The organism is Gordonia sp. ABSL11-1 (assembly GCF_030315685.1).
In the GTDB taxonomy this organism is placed as follows: domain Bacteria; phylum Actinomycetota; class Actinomycetes; order Mycobacteriales; family Mycobacteriaceae; genus Gordonia.
In genome coordinates this window covers 220344-235352 of sequence record NZ_JASXSI010000003.1, presented here as the reverse complement: position 1 = coordinate 235352, position 15009 = coordinate 220344, and the positions used below count along the sequence as shown (strand labels likewise).

At 66.1% G+C, this 15009-nt stretch carries 16 protein-coding genes; 5 read left to right on the top strand and 11 right to left on the bottom strand.

All coding sequences use genetic code 11. The features are described 5' to 3' along the window. Position 1: 1 nt before the first annotated feature. The 5 genes from QSJ19_RS05010 (at position 2) to QSJ19_RS04990 (ending at position 5198) form a co-directional block, all read left to right on the top strand. Positions 2–1363, top strand: a complete 1362-nt coding sequence (locus QSJ19_RS05010) for an LLM class flavin-dependent oxidoreductase (RefSeq protein ID WP_286318728.1) — start codon at positions 2–4, stop codon at positions 1361–1363. Between the two features lie 30 nt (positions 1364–1393). Beyond that, the gene (locus QSJ19_RS05005; protein ID WP_286318726.1) at positions 1394–2233 is read left to right on the top strand and encodes a nitroreductase family protein; all 840 of its coding nucleotides are present in this window, start codon (positions 1394–1396) and stop codon (positions 2231–2233) included. A 26-nt stretch (positions 2234–2259) separates the two neighbouring features. Continuing rightward, entirely contained in the window at positions 2260–2712 is a 453-nt protein-coding gene (gene dtd, locus QSJ19_RS05000; protein WP_286318725.1) for a D-aminoacyl-tRNA deacylase, read from the top strand. Positions 2713–2754: 42 nt separating this feature from the next. Continuing rightward, positions 2755–3615: a formate dehydrogenase accessory sulfurtransferase FdhD gene (fdhD, locus tag QSJ19_RS04995; protein WP_286318724.1), complete on the top strand. Its 861-nt coding sequence runs from the start codon at positions 2755–2757 to the stop codon at positions 3613–3615. Between the two features lie 161 nt (positions 3616–3776). After that, the gene (locus QSJ19_RS04990) at positions 3777–5198 is read left to right on the top strand and encodes an alanine--tRNA ligase-related protein (RefSeq protein WP_286318722.1); all 1422 of its coding nucleotides are present in this window, start codon (positions 3777–3779) and stop codon (positions 5196–5198) included. A gap of 25 nt (positions 5199–5223) precedes the next feature. Here QSJ19_RS04990 and QSJ19_RS04985 read toward each other — a convergent pair whose 3' ends face one another. From QSJ19_RS04985 to rpsH, 11 genes are all read right to left on the bottom strand, one after another. Next, on the bottom strand, positions 5224–7371 hold the full coding sequence (locus QSJ19_RS04985) for a bifunctional lysylphosphatidylglycerol flippase/synthetase MprF (RefSeq protein WP_286318720.1): 2148 nt from the start codon (positions 7369–7371) through the stop codon (positions 5224–5226). Next, positions 7368–8660 carry an alpha/beta hydrolase gene (locus QSJ19_RS04980; protein WP_286318718.1) on the bottom strand — a complete coding sequence of 431 codons (1293 nt, stop codon included), beginning with the start codon at positions 8658–8660 and terminating at the stop codon, positions 7368–7370. The genes QSJ19_RS04985 and QSJ19_RS04980 overlap by 4 nt, the downstream gene beginning before the upstream one ends. A 270-nt stretch (positions 8661–8930) precedes the next feature. Next, entirely contained in the window at positions 8931–9725 is a 795-nt protein-coding gene (gene map / locus QSJ19_RS04975) for a type I methionyl aminopeptidase (protein ID WP_286318717.1), read from the bottom strand. Positions 9726–9758: 33 nt separating this feature from the next. Further along, positions 9759–10313 (bottom strand): adenylate kinase, encoded by a 555-nt coding sequence (locus tag QSJ19_RS04970; protein WP_286318716.1) that lies wholly within the window; start codon positions 10311–10313, stop codon positions 9759–9761. Beyond that, positions 10310–11635, bottom strand: coding sequence for a preprotein translocase subunit SecY (gene secY, locus QSJ19_RS04965; RefSeq protein WP_187589713.1), 1326 nt, complete (start codon positions 11633–11635; stop codon positions 10310–10312). Before secY ends, QSJ19_RS04970 begins: the two co-directional genes overlap by 4 nt. A gap of 255 nt (positions 11636–11890) precedes the next feature. After that, positions 11891–12331: a 50S ribosomal protein L15 gene (rplO, locus tag QSJ19_RS04960; RefSeq protein WP_187589712.1), complete on the bottom strand. Its 441-nt coding sequence runs from the start codon at positions 12329–12331 to the stop codon at positions 11891–11893. Continuing rightward, positions 12331–12513: a 50S ribosomal protein L30 gene (rpmD, locus tag QSJ19_RS04955; protein ID WP_187589711.1), complete on the bottom strand. Its 183-nt coding sequence runs from the start codon at positions 12511–12513 to the stop codon at positions 12331–12333. Before rpmD ends, rplO begins: the two co-directional genes overlap by 1 nt. 5 nt (positions 12514–12518) lie before the next feature. Then, complete coding sequence (gene rpsE / locus QSJ19_RS04950) at positions 12519–13166, bottom strand: 30S ribosomal protein S5 (RefSeq protein ID WP_187589710.1); 648 nt, start codon at positions 13164–13166, stop codon at positions 12519–12521. 61 nt (positions 13167–13227) lie between these two features. Beyond that, the gene (gene rplR, locus QSJ19_RS04945) at positions 13228–13647 is read right to left on the bottom strand and encodes a 50S ribosomal protein L18 (protein ID WP_286318714.1); all 420 of its coding nucleotides are present in this window, start codon (positions 13645–13647) and stop codon (positions 13228–13230) included. A gap of 3 nt (positions 13648–13650) precedes the next feature. Then, positions 13651–14187, bottom strand: coding sequence for a 50S ribosomal protein L6 (rplF, locus tag QSJ19_RS04940; protein ID WP_286318712.1), 537 nt, complete (start codon positions 14185–14187; stop codon positions 13651–13653). A 12-nt stretch (positions 14188–14199) separates the two neighbouring features. Next, positions 14200–14598, bottom strand: coding sequence for a 30S ribosomal protein S8 (gene rpsH / locus QSJ19_RS04935; protein WP_187589708.1), 399 nt, complete (start codon positions 14596–14598; stop codon positions 14200–14202). Positions 14599–15009 lie beyond the last annotated feature (411 nt).

Genomic DNA, 15009 nt, shown 5'->3' with positions numbered 1-15009 from the left:
CATGCCTGCCGAGCCGAAACGTCAACTCCACCTCAACGCGTTCATCTATCCCGCGGGCCATCACGAGGCGGCGTGGCGGCATCCGTCCTCGCAGCCCGAGCGGATCTTCGACGCCGACTACTACCAGCAGATCGGACGCACCGCCGAGGCCGCCCGGTTCGACGCCGTCTTCCTCGCGGACGGGCCGGCACTGCGCTCGGAGGCCCGGTACAGCACCGCCGGCCGGCTCGAACCGGTGACCCTGCTGACGAGCATCGCGGCGGCGACCGAACGCATCGGCCTGATCGCCACCGCATCCACCACGTACTACGAGCCCTACAACCTCGCGCGCCTCTTCTCAAGTCTGGACTTCCTGTCCAAGGGTCGGGCAGGCTGGAACATCGTCACGACGTCGAGCGAGGCGGCCGCCGAGAACTTCGGTCTCCCTGCCCATCCCGACCCCGCCATCCGCTACGAACGGGCACGTGAGTTCGTCGACGCGACCGTCCGGCTCTGGGACAGCTGGGAGGACGACGCGGTCGTCCTCGACCGTGACGCCGGGATCTACGCCGACACCGACAAGATCCATCGCGCCGAGTTCGTCGGCAAGCACATTGCAGTCCGTGGCCCGTTCAACGCGCCGCGGTCCCCGCAAGGTCATCCGGTCCTCGTCCAGGCAGGGGCGTCGAACGACGGACGGGCGTTCGCGGCGCAGTACGCCGAGGCGATCTTCACCGCGCATCAACTCCTCGAGCATGCCCAGGCCTTCTACTCCGACATCCGTGCGCGTGCGGAGTCGTTGGGCCGCAACCCTGATCACATCAAGATCCTGCCCGGCATCAGCCCGTTCATCGGCGGCACCGAACACGAGGCCAAGGCACTCGAGCAGGAGTTCAACCAGCTCACCGTCCCGGCCTACGGGCTCTATCAGTTGCGCGGCATCACCGAGGTCGACCTGTCCTCACTCGATCTCGATGCCCCGGTCCCACCGGACATCTTCGGCGATGCGGGGGATGTCACCGACAACACCCGCAGCCGCAAACAGGTGGTCGCCGGGATCGTCGCGCGGGAGAAGCCGACGGTCCGCGCCCTGCTGCACCGCCTCGCCGGGGCGCGCGGGCATCGTGTGGTGACCGGCACGCCGGAGCAGATCGCCGACACCATCTCCGAGTGGTTCACCCACGGTGCCGCCGACGGTTTCAACGTGATGCCACCGTTCTACCCGGGTGGGCTCGAGGCCTTCACCGAGACCGTCGTCCCGCTGCTGCGGAAACGCGGACTCTTCCGGACCGAGTACACCGGCACCACGCTCCGTGAGCATTTCGGTCTGCCGCGTCCGGTCAGTGGATTCGCCGGCGCCGACGCCGCATCGCATGCGAGTTGATCGAGCCGTCCTGACGATGAAGGAGCCCGCATGACCCTCTCGCCCACGGAACCCGAGTACGCCGTCACCGCCGACCTCCTCCGCCGGCGGTACCGGGATCCGGACCTCACCGCATTGCGGCTGCGGTCTCCGGTCATCGATCAGCTCCTCGCACACAGGTCCGTCCGACAGTTCCTGGACGCCCCGGTCGACGACGATCAGCTGACGTCGATCATCGCCGCCGCACAGTCCGCATCGACGTCGTCGAACCTGCAGGCCTGGAGCGTGATCGCCGTCCGCGATCCCGCCCGGCGCGCACGCCTCGCCGCGCTGGCCGGCGACCAACAGTTCCTGCGGTGCGCGCCCCTGGTACTGGTCTGGCTCGCCGACCTCGGGCGGGCCGCTCGCGTGGCCGACCGCCACGGCGCCGCACTCGACGCCACGGACTATCTCGAGAGCACCGTCCTCGGCTTCGTCGATGCCTCCCTCGCCGCACAGAACGCCGTCGTCGCCGCCGAGTCCCTGGGCCTGGGCGCGGTGTTCGTCGGCGCCTTCCGTAATCGACCCACCGAGGTCGCCGCGGAGTTGCGGCTGCCGCAGCGGGTGTTCGCCACCTTCGGCCTCGCGGTCGGGGTGCCCGACCCCGAGGAACGTGCCGGGATCAAGCCGCGACTACCGCAGCGGGTCGTCGTGCATCAGGAGACCTACGATCCCTCCCGCGACGAGGCGGTCGCCGACTACGACTCCCGTCTGGCCGCCTACAACCGGGAGTACGAGCGCGACGCGGGCTGGATCGCACCCCTGCTGTCCCGGTTGGCCGATCGGCACAGCCTCAAGGGCCGTGACGACCTGCGTGCGCGTCTGCGCGATCAGGGGTTGCCGTCGCGCTGATCGCGGGGCGTGGGAGCCTGGTCCGCATGCGTGCAGTGGTCCAACGTGTCTCCGAGGCATCCGTGGTCGTCGACGGCGAGACCGTCGGCGCGCTCGATCTCCCGGCCGGCCACCTCGGGCTGGTCGCCCTCATCGGGGTGACCCATGACGACACCGGCGAGCAGGCGGCGCGGCTGGCCGACAAGATCTGGCGTCTGCGCATCCTCGACACCGACGACGACGGTCGCGAGCAGTCCGCCTCCGACGTCGACGCACCGATCCTCGTGATCAGCCAGTTCACGCTGTACGCCAACACCGCCAAGGGGCGGCGGCCCTCGTGGAACGCGGCCGCTCCGGGGCCGGTCGCCGAGCCGCTCGTCGAACAGGTCGTCACGGCGTTGCGCGATGCCGGAGCAACCGTCGCGACCGGCATGTTCGGCGCCCACATGCACGTCCACCTCGTCAACGACGGTCCGGTCACGCTGATCCTCGACGTCTGATAGGGGCACGCTCCCCCGCCGCCTCGCAGTAGTGTCGACCTCGTGGGACGTATCACCTCCCGACGACGGGTGACCAGGATCCGCCGCGGCATCGCGCCGACGGCGCGTGCCGACGTCCTTGCCGTCGAGGAGCCGCTGGAGATCCGCATCGGTGGCGATCGTTTCGCCGTCACCATGCGCACCCCCGGCAACGACGTCGAACTCACGATCGGATTCCTCGTGTCCGAAGGCATCGTCACCACCGCAGAGTCCGTGATGACGGCGCGGTACTGCGCGGGAACCGACGACGACGGCGCCAACACCTACAACGTCCTCGACATCACACTCGCACCGGGCGTCGCGGTCCCGGCAACGCTGCGCGCCCGCGATCTGCCCATCACCAGTGCTTGCGGCGTATGCGGGAAGGACAGCATCGAGTCGGTCACGACCCGTTCGGCATTCGACGTCGGCGCCCTCATGACACCGATCGACGCCGAGCTGCTGCTGGCCCTCCCCGCCCGGCTGCGCGACGAACAAAAGGTCTTCGACAAGACCGGCGGGCTACACGCGGCGGGTCTGTTCGACGCGACGACCGGCGCGCTGCTGGCCGTCCGCGAGGACGTCGGCCGCCACAATGCCGTCGACAAGGTCGTCGGATGGGCAACCGCCCAGCAGCGACTCCCCTTGCACGACACCGTTCTCCAGGTCTCCGGGCGCGCCAGTTTCGAACTCGTGCAGAAGGCGGCGATGGCCGGCATCCCGGTACTGTCGGCCGTGTCCGCGCCGTCGTCGCTGGCCGCCGAACTCGCCGACGAACGCCACATCACGCTCATCGGGTTCTCACGCGGCGACTCGATGGTCGTCTACACCCACGCCGACCGCGTCGACGCGACGCAGGCGCGGCTCTCGGCCCGATCGTCCTGAGCCGTCGGGCGGTGCGGTCGCAGCGCGAATTCGCCACAGTCAACATTCGCCACACTTTTCGGCATTTGTCCGATTACCCTGCCTCGTAGGGCGGTGGCCGCGACCATCAGAGTTGTCCGGTTCCCGCCCATTGTCATCCCCAAGAGTCGGAGAATCGCGTCATGGATGCACAGCAGATCCGGGCCGCCTACCTCGCGATGATGGCTGAACGCGGCCACACGATCATCGATCGGGCATCGCTGGTCCCTCACGACGATCCGACGACACTGTTCACGGGGAGCGGCATGCAACCGCTGCTGCGATTCCTCCTCGGCGAAACACACCCCGCCGGGAACCGCCTCGCCGACGTCCAACCCTGTGTCCGCGCGCAGGACATCGAGGAGGTCGGCGACAACCGGCACACCACGTTCTTCGAGATGCTCGGCAACTGGAGTCTCGGTGACTACTTCAAGGCCGAACAGATACCGATGTTCTGGTCGTTCCTCGTCGACGTCGTCGGCCTCGACCCGAATCGAATCTATGTCAGCGTGTTCTCCGGAGATGCGGAACACGGCATCCCACGCGACGAGGAAAGCGCCGACATATGGACCGATCTGTTCCAGAAGGCCGGCGTCTCTGCCGATCGCGTCGACCTGATCACCGAGGAACACGGCAACGACGTCGGCAATCAGGGTGCCCGGATCGCCTTCTATCAGGACAAGAACTGGTGGTCGCGGGCAGGCGGACCGAACGAGATGCCAGTCGGTGACCCGGGCGGACCGGACTCGGAGGTCTTCTACTACTTCCCCCAGGTCGTCCACGACACCGCGTATGGTCGCTTCCCCCACCAGAATTCCGACGGCGGTCAGTATCTGGAGATCGGCAACTCGGTGTTCATGCAGTACCGTCGGGCCGCCGGTGACGACGGCGCGGGCTTCGCCGAGCTGCCCCACCGCAACGTCGACTACGGCGGCGGCCTCGAGCGGATAGCCGCCGCTGCGATCGACAGTCCGGACGTCTTCCGGGTCAGCCTGCTCTGGCCGATCATCGAGAAACTCCAGGGGTTGTCCGGCAAGTCATATGACGACGAGACGCACGCGATGCGGATCGTCACCGACCATGTGCGCGGTGCCGTCTTCCTCGCGGCCGACGGCGTGTCACCGAGCAACCGGGAAGCCGGTTACGTGATGCGGCGCCTGCTGCGCCGCGCGATCCGGTTCGCGACCGAGCTGGGCGTGGAGAACAACGTGCTGGCACCGCTCGTCGATGTCGTCGCCGACATCTACGCCGACTCCTACCCGGAGGTCGGCGAGAAACGCGAGACCATCGTGAAGGTTCTCCAGAAGGAGGAGCGCGCCTTCCGCCGCACCCTCAACAAGGGCCTGCGCGAACTCCGGCACATCGCCAAAGAAAACCGTCCCATCACCGGCGACGACTTCTTCACGCTCAGCGACACATTCGGCTTCCCGGTCGAGCTGAGCACCGAGGAGGCACAACGTCAGGGCCTGGTCCTGTCGACCGACTGGCGAGCCGAGTTCGACGACCGCCGTGAGGAACAGCGCCGGAGGTCGCAGGCGGCCACGAAGCTCGGGGCGCACGAGTAGGACGTGCGAGACCTTGGTGTCGGGGTCAGTCCCCCTTGCCCGAGGCGGCCAGGCGGACCAGTTGTCCGGGTGTGGCGTCGGGCAGATACGCGCGGGAGATCGCCAATCCGATTCGCGGTAGGTCACTCTCGTCGCGGAAGGCGAGGAAGACCGGCTCGTAGCGGGGACTGAACTTCTTCTTGAAGGCGTGCAGTGACCGGAATCCGTAGAACGGCTCCATGGCCGCACCGAGGCTGTCGAGCAGGCGGTCCATCCCCTCTTCCTCCGCCGTGTCCCCACTGCGCGCGAGGGGAGCACCAGACAGTGAGATGAACTTCGCTCCCTCGTCTTTGAACGCCATCGCCGACGACGCGATCAGGTACTCGATGACGGGACCGAATCCGTCGGTGCGCCGACGCATGACGTCGAGGGTCCAGCCGCGGACGGTGCCGTGGTCGGTCTGCTCCCCATCGCCACCGGCGGGTCCGTACACGGGCAGCCAGGACAGGACCCCGTGGACGCTGCCTGTGTCGTCGAGCGCAAGTGCCACGCGCACTTCGGGATCCATCGCTTCGTCGACACTGCCGAGCGTGAAACCCATCTCGGGCAGGCCCTTGTCACCCACCCATTCCTCGGAGATCGCCCGCACCTGCGACTTGATCGAGAACGACTCGTCGGCGAGCACCACCGAACGGAAGGTGATGTTCTCCTTCTTCGCCTTGTTCAGAGCCGAGCGGACATGCTGCCACGGCTTGCCCTTGAACGCCAGGTCGGGTAGGTCGACGATGGTGTCCTCGGCGATCTGCAGACTGCGCCACCCGCGTTCCTCGGCGATCTGCGCGGTCTCGGCACCGACCGAGAACCAGCACGGCGTCTTCCCGCTGCGCTCGGCCAGATCGATGAACGCTCGCACCGCATCTCGGCGGCCCGCGGGATCACAGACCGGATCCGCCAGCGCGAGCAGCGTTCCCATGTGACGTTGGTACGCGACGGCACCAGCGCCGTCGTCGCTGAAGAGGTACTCGTTGCCGGGCCACGTGATCATCCAGGACATGGTCCCGCCACCGTGTTCGTGCAACAGGTCCTTCACCTGGACAACCGGATCGCCCTCGCCCGCACCGACCCGCTTGGTCCGCCACGGCACGCGGAAGGCGAATCGGCCCGGGATGAGCACGGCGAGAACAACACACCACAGCAGCGTCGTGCCGACCGTGACACCACCCTCGGCCTCGAAGTCCGACAGCGCCACCAGCGCGACCACCAAGACGGTGACGACGACGTTGAGCAGACCGATCACGATCGCGACCCACCACGCCCATCGTCGACCGCGGCGCAACTGGTCCGCGATCAGCAGGTTGATGACCAGGATGATGAGCATCGAGAAGGTGGACTCGTCGCCGGAATCGGTGGGGCCGAGCGGACCGCTGCCCGGGAAGAAGAACACCAGCAGGTTGGCGGCCGCGATGAGCAGCACGCCTGCGCATCCCAGCATCCGGACCTCGCGCCGGGTCCGGGGCAGGTAGCCGTGTTCGGCGGTGCTGAAGTACCGCTCGCCGATGGGGAGCAGGATGATCGTCGCCAGGACGTACTGAACGGTGCCGAAGGTGCCCTCGAACAGGAAGGTGATCGCCACGACGGCACCGAGCAACACGCGGATCCGCAGCCGCCACGGTGACCGCAGCGTCGCCGATGCGACCGCGACCGCGGCCACCACCATCGTGATCACCCCGGTGCCGCGCGAATCCGCCAGATGATCGATCCACTGCCACGAGGTGAAGTCACGGCTGAACAGCCACACGAGCAGCACCGTCAGCAATTCCGCGACGATCTTGCCGCCGATGGCCACGATGGCCACGCGTGCCGTCCCGAGACGCCACTCCGCCCAGCCGATCCCCACGGCGACGAGGACGAGGGCGATCGCGTACTTCCCCGGACTGGGCTCGAACACCGAGGAGGTGACGATCGTCCACCATTTGCCCTCTTCGACGGCGGGCAGTCCGAAAGCCACGTTGTGATACCAGGATTTGTGGCTCGCGTGATCCCACAGCGACCCGGAGGCGAGCCCGAGGACGAAGACCAGCACCCAGAGCGTCAGGGTGAAGGGCAGTCGCACAAGAGCGGTCGCGGTCGTCCGGAGCCGGGCGACGAGGACGCTCGGCGTCTCGTCGACGGACTCTGCCGTGGGTACGCTCATTCGGGAATCCCCAATCGCTTGGCCAGCCATGGCATCTGCTGACGCAGGCCGGCCGACCACACCGCGAACGTGTGGGCACCCGGCACCTCGGAGTAGTGCACGTCCATCCCAGCACGTTTCGCGGCCTCATAGGTTGCTTGGACGCCCGATTTGTACTCCGTGTCGCCCGAACCGACCACAAACGCACCGGCCGACTCCGGATACTGCCGGGTGGCCATCAGGTCCATCGGGTTCACTGCGCGGAAGGCGGCGGCATCGCCACCGAAGGCGACGTCGATGGTGCGTTGCCGTGACCCCAGCGTCGGTTCGAGCTGACCGGAGATGTCGAGGAAGGTCGGATACAGCTCGGGGTAATTCGTCGCGAGCTGCAAGGAGCAGGTGCCACCGTAGGACAGGCCCGACGCCGCCCATCTCGTCCGCGCGGTGTCGGCGTTGCGGAGGTTCTGCCCGACCCAGTCGGGCACGTCCTGGGTGAGGTAGGTGGCGACGTTGCCCAGCTTCGAGTCCACGCAGATCGGGTTCGCCAGTTCGGTTCCCGTCGCATCGGCCACGACGACGATGGGCGTCAGACCGTGATGGGTGCGGGCGAAGTCGTCCATCGTGGCGACGAGCTGCCCGCCGAGCAGCCAGTCGTCCGGGGAACCGGGCTGGCCGGCCATCAGCACGAGCACCGGCAGGAGCGGCGTCGGCGTTGTGAACGTCGCGGGTGGGAGGTAGATCTTGGCCGGCCGGGTCTGGAAGCCGGACTTGGTTCCCGGGATGGTGGCCGTCAGAATCCGCCCGCCGCTGGTCATCCCGGCGGGCGCGTGCCATTCGTCGATCGGCACGACCCGCAGACTGTGATCGTCGAGCTGGGAGAGCGAGACCGAACTCGCACCGACGTCGCCCATGAGTGCGCCGACGGTCGGGTATGCGGCGAAACTGATGTTGATCTGCGACAGACCCATCGTGATGGCCAGCAGACCGGCGACGACCGTCACGAGCTTCTGCGCCACACCATGCCCGACGATGAATCGCGCGACCAGGAGGATCGCGGCGAGGACGGCCACGCCGCCCGACACGTAGACCTTCGTCTGGATCGGCTCGGGAAACGGATGCCAGACGTCTTCGATGACGTGGCGGATCGCGATTGTGCCGATCACCGCGACCGCGACCGACACGGGTACCACGATGAGGAGATAGCGGACACTCGGATAGACGATCAGCCAGAGGAAACCGAGAATGCCGAGAATGGTGACGCTGACCGGAACCCAGCCACCGACGATCGACAGTGACGAGGAAAGTCCCATCTCCACCCTCCGCCGCAATGGACTTCGGGGGCCGCCGTGACCGGTGAATCCCGAGATGGAGACAGCCGGATCACACGAAACGGTGTCAGACCACCGGCACCAAGCCGTCAGTGGAGGACATACGGATCGAACGTATCAAGGGCACCCCAACCGGCGCATCCCCCTCGCTCTCTTGCGAGATAGCGACAGCGTAATGCACACATCGACATCGCGCGGCCGATTCGCCAACTTCTGTTCACCGCCCGAACTCGGACGGTGAACGCTGCCTGCTCAGGTGGGCCGGGTCGTCAGGATCCGCGGTCCGTCACCGGTCACGACGACGGTGTGCTCCCAGTGGGCGGCGCGAGAGCCGTCGTCGGTGACGACGGTCCAGTCATCGTCGAGAACGCTGGTCTCGGTGGTGCCGAGGGTCAGCATCGGCTCGATGGCGAGCGTGGAGCCGATCACGAGGACCGGCCCACGGTTGGGCTTGCCCTCGTTCGCGAGGAAGGGCTCCATGTGCATCTCTCGACCGATGCCGTGCCCGCCGTATCCGGACACGATCCCGAACTGCCTGCCGAACTTCTGTTCCGCGGCGCGGGTACCGGTCTCGATCGCGTGGGAGATGTCGGTCAGGCGAGCGCCTTCGACCATGGCCGCGATGCCGGCCTCCATCGCCAGCCGCGTCGCCTCCGACAGATCGGCATCGGCGTCGGACAGCTCGCCGACACCGAATGTCCACGCCGAGTCGCCGTGCCAGCCGTCGAGGATCGCTCCGCAGTCGATCGACACAAGGTCACCGTCGGTGAGCACGGTGTCGGCCGTCGGTATCCCGTGGACGACGACCTCGTTCACCGAGGAGCAGATCGAACCCGGGAACCCGTGGTAGCCCTTGAATGACGGAACCGCACCCGCCTCGCGGATCACGGTCTCGGCCACCTCGTCGAGGTCGAGCGTGGTGGCGCCGGCAACCGCAGCCGCACGAACGGCGACGAGCGCGGCTCCGACGACAGCACCGGCCGCGGCCATGGCGTCGACCTCGCCGGCGCTCCGGAAGGGCACCGGCCTCGGTTTACGAAATGCCATGGGCGCGACCGATCTCTGTGTGCGATCGAAGGATCAGGAGACGCCTGCGCCGAGCGCGCTGAGCACGCGCTGATGCACGTCCTGCACGTCGCCGACGGCGTCGATGGTCTTGACCTCGCCGCCGTAGTACTCGAGAAGCGGCGCGGTTTCCTTGGTGTACACCGCCATCCGGTTACGGATGACCTCTTCGGTGTCGTCGGCGCGTCCACGCGACATCATCCGCTCGACGACGACGTCCTCGTCGACGACGAACGACAGAACGGCATCGAGACCGGTGTCCAGCTTCGCCAGGATGTCCTTCAGCGCGTCGGCCTGCTCGGTCGACCGCGGGAAGCCGTCGAGGATGAATCCCTTTGCGGCGTCGGGCTCACCGACACGGGCACGCACCATGTCGACGGTGATCTCGGAGGGGACCAGGTCACCGGCGTCGAGGTAGCGCTTGGCCTCGATGCCGACCGCCGTGCCCTCGGAGATGTTGGCGCGGAACAGGTCTCCCGTGGAGATGTGCGGAATGCCCAGTGCCTCGGACAGAAGTTCCGCCTGAGTGCCTTTACCTGCGCCGGGGGGGCCGAGAATCACGAGTCTCACTTGAGGAACCCTTCGTACTTGCGTTGCATCAATTGACTGTTGATTTGCTTCATCGTGTCCAGACCCACGCCGACCATGATCAACACGGCCGTGCCCCCAAATGGCAGGTTCTGCACACCACCGCTGTTACCGATCTCGAGGAACAGGTTTGGCAGTACGGCGATGATACCCAGGTAGATCGAACCCGGCAGTGTGATGCGGCTCAACACGTAACCGAGGTAGTCCGCCGTGGGTGTGCCCGGGCGGATGCCCGGGATGAAGCCGCCGTACTTCTTCATGTCGTCGGCGCGCTCTTCGGGATTGAACGTGACCGCGACGTAGAAGTACGTGAAGAAGATGATCATCAGGAAGTACACGAGGATGTACACCCAGCTGCTGGGGTCCGTCAGGTACTGGCTGATGTAGCGCTGCCACGTCGACTGCTCGCCGCTCGACCCCTGAGTCAACTGCAGGATCAGCTGCGGGAGATACAGCAGCGATGAGGCGAAGATCACCGGGATGACGCCGGCCTGGTTCACCTTGAGCGGCAGGTACGTCGACGATCCGCCGTACATCTTGCGACCGACCATGCGCTTGGCGTACTGGACCGGAATTCGACGCTGACCCTGCTCGATGAAGACCACACCGGCCACGATCAGCAGAGCCGCGACGCAGACGAGACCGAAGACCAGCCCGCCGCGGGTGTCGAGGATCGTCTTGCCCTCGGCCGGGATTCGTGCCGCGATGCCGGCGAAGATCAGCAGGGACATGCCGTTGCCGACGCCACGCTCGGTGATCAGCTCACCGAACCACATGACGACACAGGCACCGGCAGTCATGACGAGCACGATGATCGCGAGCCCGAAGATGGACTGGTCGTTGAGGATCTGATCACCGGTCGAGCAGTCCTGCAGCAACTGTCCGCGGTCGGCCAGCGCCACGATGCCGGTCGACTGCAACAACGCCAGTGCGACAGTGAGATAACGCGTGTACTGCGTCATCTTCGCCTGACCGGACTGACCCTCCTTGCGCAACTGCTCGAAACGGGGGATCACCACGGTCAACAGCTGAACGATGATGCTCGCGGTGATGTAGGGCATGATGCCGATCGCGAACACCGACAGCTGCAGAAGCGCGCCGCCGGAGAACATGCTGATCAGCGAATAGATATTGGCCGAGTCGCCGCGCGAGACCTCGTCGAGACACGCATGGACGGCCTTGTAGTCGACACCCGGGGAAGGAATGGTCGCACCCAGTCGATACAGCACGATGATGCCGATGACGAAGAGGATCTTCTTCCTCAGATCGGGCGTCCGGAAGGCCGCGACGAGGGGGGAAAACACTAACTCCTCCTAGGAACGACCACGCGGATGGACTCGGACGTCCCCCCACGTGCTCGGCAATCGACGTTGATCGAAGCGTCAAGACAACGCTTGAACTCTAACAGTCACGCCATCGGCCCTTGTCAGCGCGACGGGCCGATGTCCGCCTTGTCCAGCTGATCACCTGTCGGTGACCCTTGAACAGCGAGACCGCCGGCAGGTCGGCAATGTATCCGCTGGATGTCATTGCCGACCGCCGACGGTGACGGACTCGATTCAGAGCTCGGTGACGCTGCCACCGGCAGCGGCGATCTTCTCCTTGGCCGAAGCCGTGAACTTGTTGGCGGTGACGTCGACCTTGACGCCGAGGTCGCCGTCGCCGAGGACCTTCACCAACTGGTTTTTGCGAACCGCGCCTGCGGCGACGAGCTCGTCGACGCCGATGGTGCCGCCCTGCGGGAACAGCTTGGCGATGTCGCCGACGTTGACGACCTGGTACTCGACCCGGTTGCGGTTGGTGAAGCCCTTGAGCTTCGGCAGCCGCATGTGGATCGGCATCTGGCCACCCTCGAAGGCGGCAGGCACGTTCTTACGCGCCTTGGTGCCCTTGGTGCCACGGCCCGCGGTCTTGCCCTTGGAGCCCTCGCCGCGACCCACGCGGGTCTTCTCGGTCTTCGCGCCCGGAGCGGGGCGAAGATGATGGAGCTTGATTGTCATTACTTGACCTCTTCAACTGTCACGAGGTGCCGAACCACGTTGATGAGGCCGCGGTTGATCGGGGTGTCCTCGCGGGTGACCGACTTGCGGATGCCCTTCAGTCCGAGGGTCCGCAGACTGTCACGCTGGTTCTGCTTGGTACCGATGGTGCCCTTGATCTGGGTGATCTTGAGTTCTGCCATGTCGATCAGACTCCCTGGCCGGCGCGGGCACGCAACATGCCCGCGGGTGCGACATCTTCGATCGGCAGACCACGACGTGCGGCGACCTCTTCCGGACGCTGCAGCATCTTCAGCGCGGCAACGGTGGCGTGGACCACGTTGATCGCGTTGTCGCTGCCGAGGCTCTTGGCGAGGACGTCATGGACGCCCGCGCACTCCAGCACGGCACGCACCGCGCCACCGGCGATGACACCGGTACCGGGGCTGGCCGGACGCAGCATGACGACACCGGCTGCGGCCTCACCCTGGACCGGGTGGGTCACGGTGCCGGCGATCAGCGGCACGCGGAAGAAGTTCTTGCGAGCCTCTTCGACGCCCTTCTGGATTGCGGCCGGGACTTCCTTGGCCTTGCCGTAGCCGACGCCGACCATGCCCTGACCGTCGCCGACGACGACGAGAGCGGTGAAGGAGAACCGACGTCCACCCTTGACCACCTTGGACACACGGTTGATGGCGACGACGCGCTCGAGCTGGTTGCGATCTTCGCGGTCGCGACCTCCGCGGTCGTCACGGCGGCCGCGGCCGCCGCCACGGCGGTCGTTGCCGCCGGCTGCATTCTGGTTGTTGTCGTTTCCGGCGGGTCCGTTTCCGCCGTCACGCTGACGTCCGGGCATCAGAGGTCCCCTCCGGTGTTGACTGTCGTGCTTGTGTAGATGGTCATCAGACTCGTACTCATTAGAAGGCGAGCCCTCCCTCACGGGCGGCGTCGGCGAGTGCCGCGATCCGTCCGTGGTAGTCCTTGCCACCGCGGTCGAAGACGACGGTGTCGACACCGGCGGCCTTGGCGCGGGCGGCGATCAGTTCGCCGACCTTGCGGGCCTGCGCGGACTTGTCGCCACCGGCGGCACGCACGTCGGCCTCGATCGAGGACGCCGCGGCCAGGGTCTTGCCGGCCAGGTCGTCGATCAGCTGCACGTGGATGTGACGCGAGCTGCGCTTGACCGCGAGACGCGGGCGCTGCGGCGTTCCGCTGACCTTCTTGCGGAGGCGGAAGTGACGATTCGTGGTCGCGGTGCGACGACGGGTCGACACGTCCTTGCCCAGGGGCTTGCGAACAGTCCGCACAGGATTCTTCTGGGTTGCTGTATCACTCATGGCTTACTTACCCGTCTTTCCGACCTTGCGACGGATCTGCTCACCCTCGTAGCGAATGCCCTTGCCCTTGTAGGGGTCCGGACGACGCAGGCGGCGGATGTTCGCCGAGATCTGGCCGACTTGCTGCTTGTCGATACCCGAGACCGAGAACTTGGTCGGGGACTCCACGGCAAAGCTGATGCCCTCGGGAGCCTCGATCGGCACGGGGTGGCTGTAGCCGAGGGCGAACTCGAGGTCCTTGCCCTTGGCCTGCACGCGGTAGCCGACACCGAAGATCTCCATCTTCGTGGTGTAGCCCTGCGTGACGCCGATGACGAGATTGTTCACCAGTGAACGGCTCAGTCCGTGCAGTGCACGGCTGCGACGCTCGTCATTCGGCCGGGTGACAACGATGCTGTCGTCTTCCTTGGCAACCGAGATCGGCTCCGAAACAGTGACGGAGAGCTCACCCTTGGGGCCCTTGACCTTCACGTTCTGGCCGTCGACGGTGACGTCGACACCTGCGGGGATCTCGATGGGATTCTTACCGATACGCGACATGGTGAGGCTCCCCTACCAGACGTAGGCGAGGACTTCGCCGCCCACGCCCTGGTTGGCTGCCTGGCGGTCGGTGAGCAGGCCGGATGACGTGGAGATGATGGCCACGCCGAGGCCGCCCAGAACCTTGGGCAGGTTTGTGGACTTTGCATACACCCGGAGTCCCGGCTTGGAGACTCGGCGCAGGCCGGCGATGCTGCGCTCGCGACTCGGGCCGTACTTCAGGGTGACGATGAGGCTCTTGCCGACCTCGGCATCTTCGATGCGGTAGTCGGTGATGTAGCCCTCGCGCTTGAGGATCTCGGCGATGTTCACCTTGATCTTCGACGACGGGAGTGTCACCTCGTCGTGGAACGCCGAGTTGGCGTTACGCAGACGTGTCAAGAAGTCTGCGATCGGGTCAGTCATGGTCATGGTTGACCGTCAACCTTTCTCGTAGCGGTTCCCATACAGCGCCGGACAGAGAAAAATGATCCCTGACCTGCGGTGGGCCTTCCACGAAGTGGATAGTTGTCAATAGGTTCTCGCCACCGATGCCCTTGGTTTTTCACCGGCACCGGAGACTATTCGGTTGTGGCGTGCGCGCCCCGGGGAAGACCGCAGAGCGCAGGCAACCGTTCTAGTGTAGAGAAGTCGCTGGCCAGACCCAAATCGCGTCGGCGATCACCACACCACGTCGTAGCGCGAGGTCGGCACCCGGTCGAGGTGCCGGTCGGCGCCGAACCGCTGCACGCTCTCCAGCATGGCCGTCATCCGACGCTCGAGTTCGGCCTGGTCTCCCCCGTCGTCGTCTCCCCCGTGCCGCAGCGTCCGGCACGTCAGTCA

What these genes read in the sequence shown, in the direction of transcription:
- QSJ19_RS05010 (WP_286318728.1), top strand. Translation starts at nt 2, where the DNA reads ATGCCTGCCGAGCCGAAACGTCAACTCCACCTCAACGCGTTCATCTAT.
- QSJ19_RS05005 (WP_286318726.1), top strand. Translation starts at nt 1,394, where the DNA reads ATGACCCTCTCGCCCACGGAACCCGAGTACGCCGTCACCGCCGACCTC.
- dtd (WP_286318725.1), top strand. Translation starts at nt 2,260, where the DNA reads ATGCGTGCAGTGGTCCAACGTGTCTCCGAGGCATCCGTGGTCGTCGAC.
- QSJ19_RS04990 (WP_286318722.1), top strand. Translation starts at nt 3,777, where the DNA reads ATGGATGCACAGCAGATCCGGGCCGCCTACCTCGCGATGATGGCTGAA.
- QSJ19_RS04985 (WP_286318720.1), bottom strand. Translation starts at nt 7,371, where the DNA reads ATGAGCGTACCCACGGCAGAGTCCGTCGACGAGACGCCGAGCGTCCTC.
- QSJ19_RS04980 (WP_286318718.1), bottom strand. Translation starts at nt 8,660, where the DNA reads ATGGGACTTTCCTCGTCACTGTCGATCGTCGGTGGCTGGGTTCCGGTC.
- map (WP_286318717.1), bottom strand. Translation starts at nt 9,725, where the DNA reads ATGGCATTTCGTAAACCGAGGCCGGTGCCCTTCCGGAGCGCCGGCGAG.
- rplO (WP_187589712.1), bottom strand. Translation starts at nt 12,331, where the DNA reads ATGACAATCAAGCTCCATCATCTTCGCCCCGCTCCGGGCGCGAAGACC.
- rpmD (WP_187589711.1), bottom strand. Translation starts at nt 12,513, where the DNA reads ATGGCAGAACTCAAGATCACCCAGATCAAGGGCACCATCGGTACCAAG.
- rpsE (WP_187589710.1), bottom strand. Translation starts at nt 13,166, where the DNA reads ATGCCCGGACGTCAGCGTGACGGCGGAAACGGACCCGCCGGAAACGAC.
- rplR (WP_286318714.1), bottom strand. Translation starts at nt 13,647, where the DNA reads ATGAGTGATACAGCAACCCAGAAGAATCCTGTGCGGACTGTTCGCAAG.
- rplF (WP_286318712.1), bottom strand. Translation starts at nt 14,187, where the DNA reads ATGTCGCGTATCGGTAAGAATCCCATCGAGATCCCCGCAGGTGTCGAC.
- rpsH (WP_187589708.1), bottom strand. Translation starts at nt 14,598, where the DNA reads ATGACCATGACTGACCCGATCGCAGACTTCTTGACACGTCTGCGTAAC.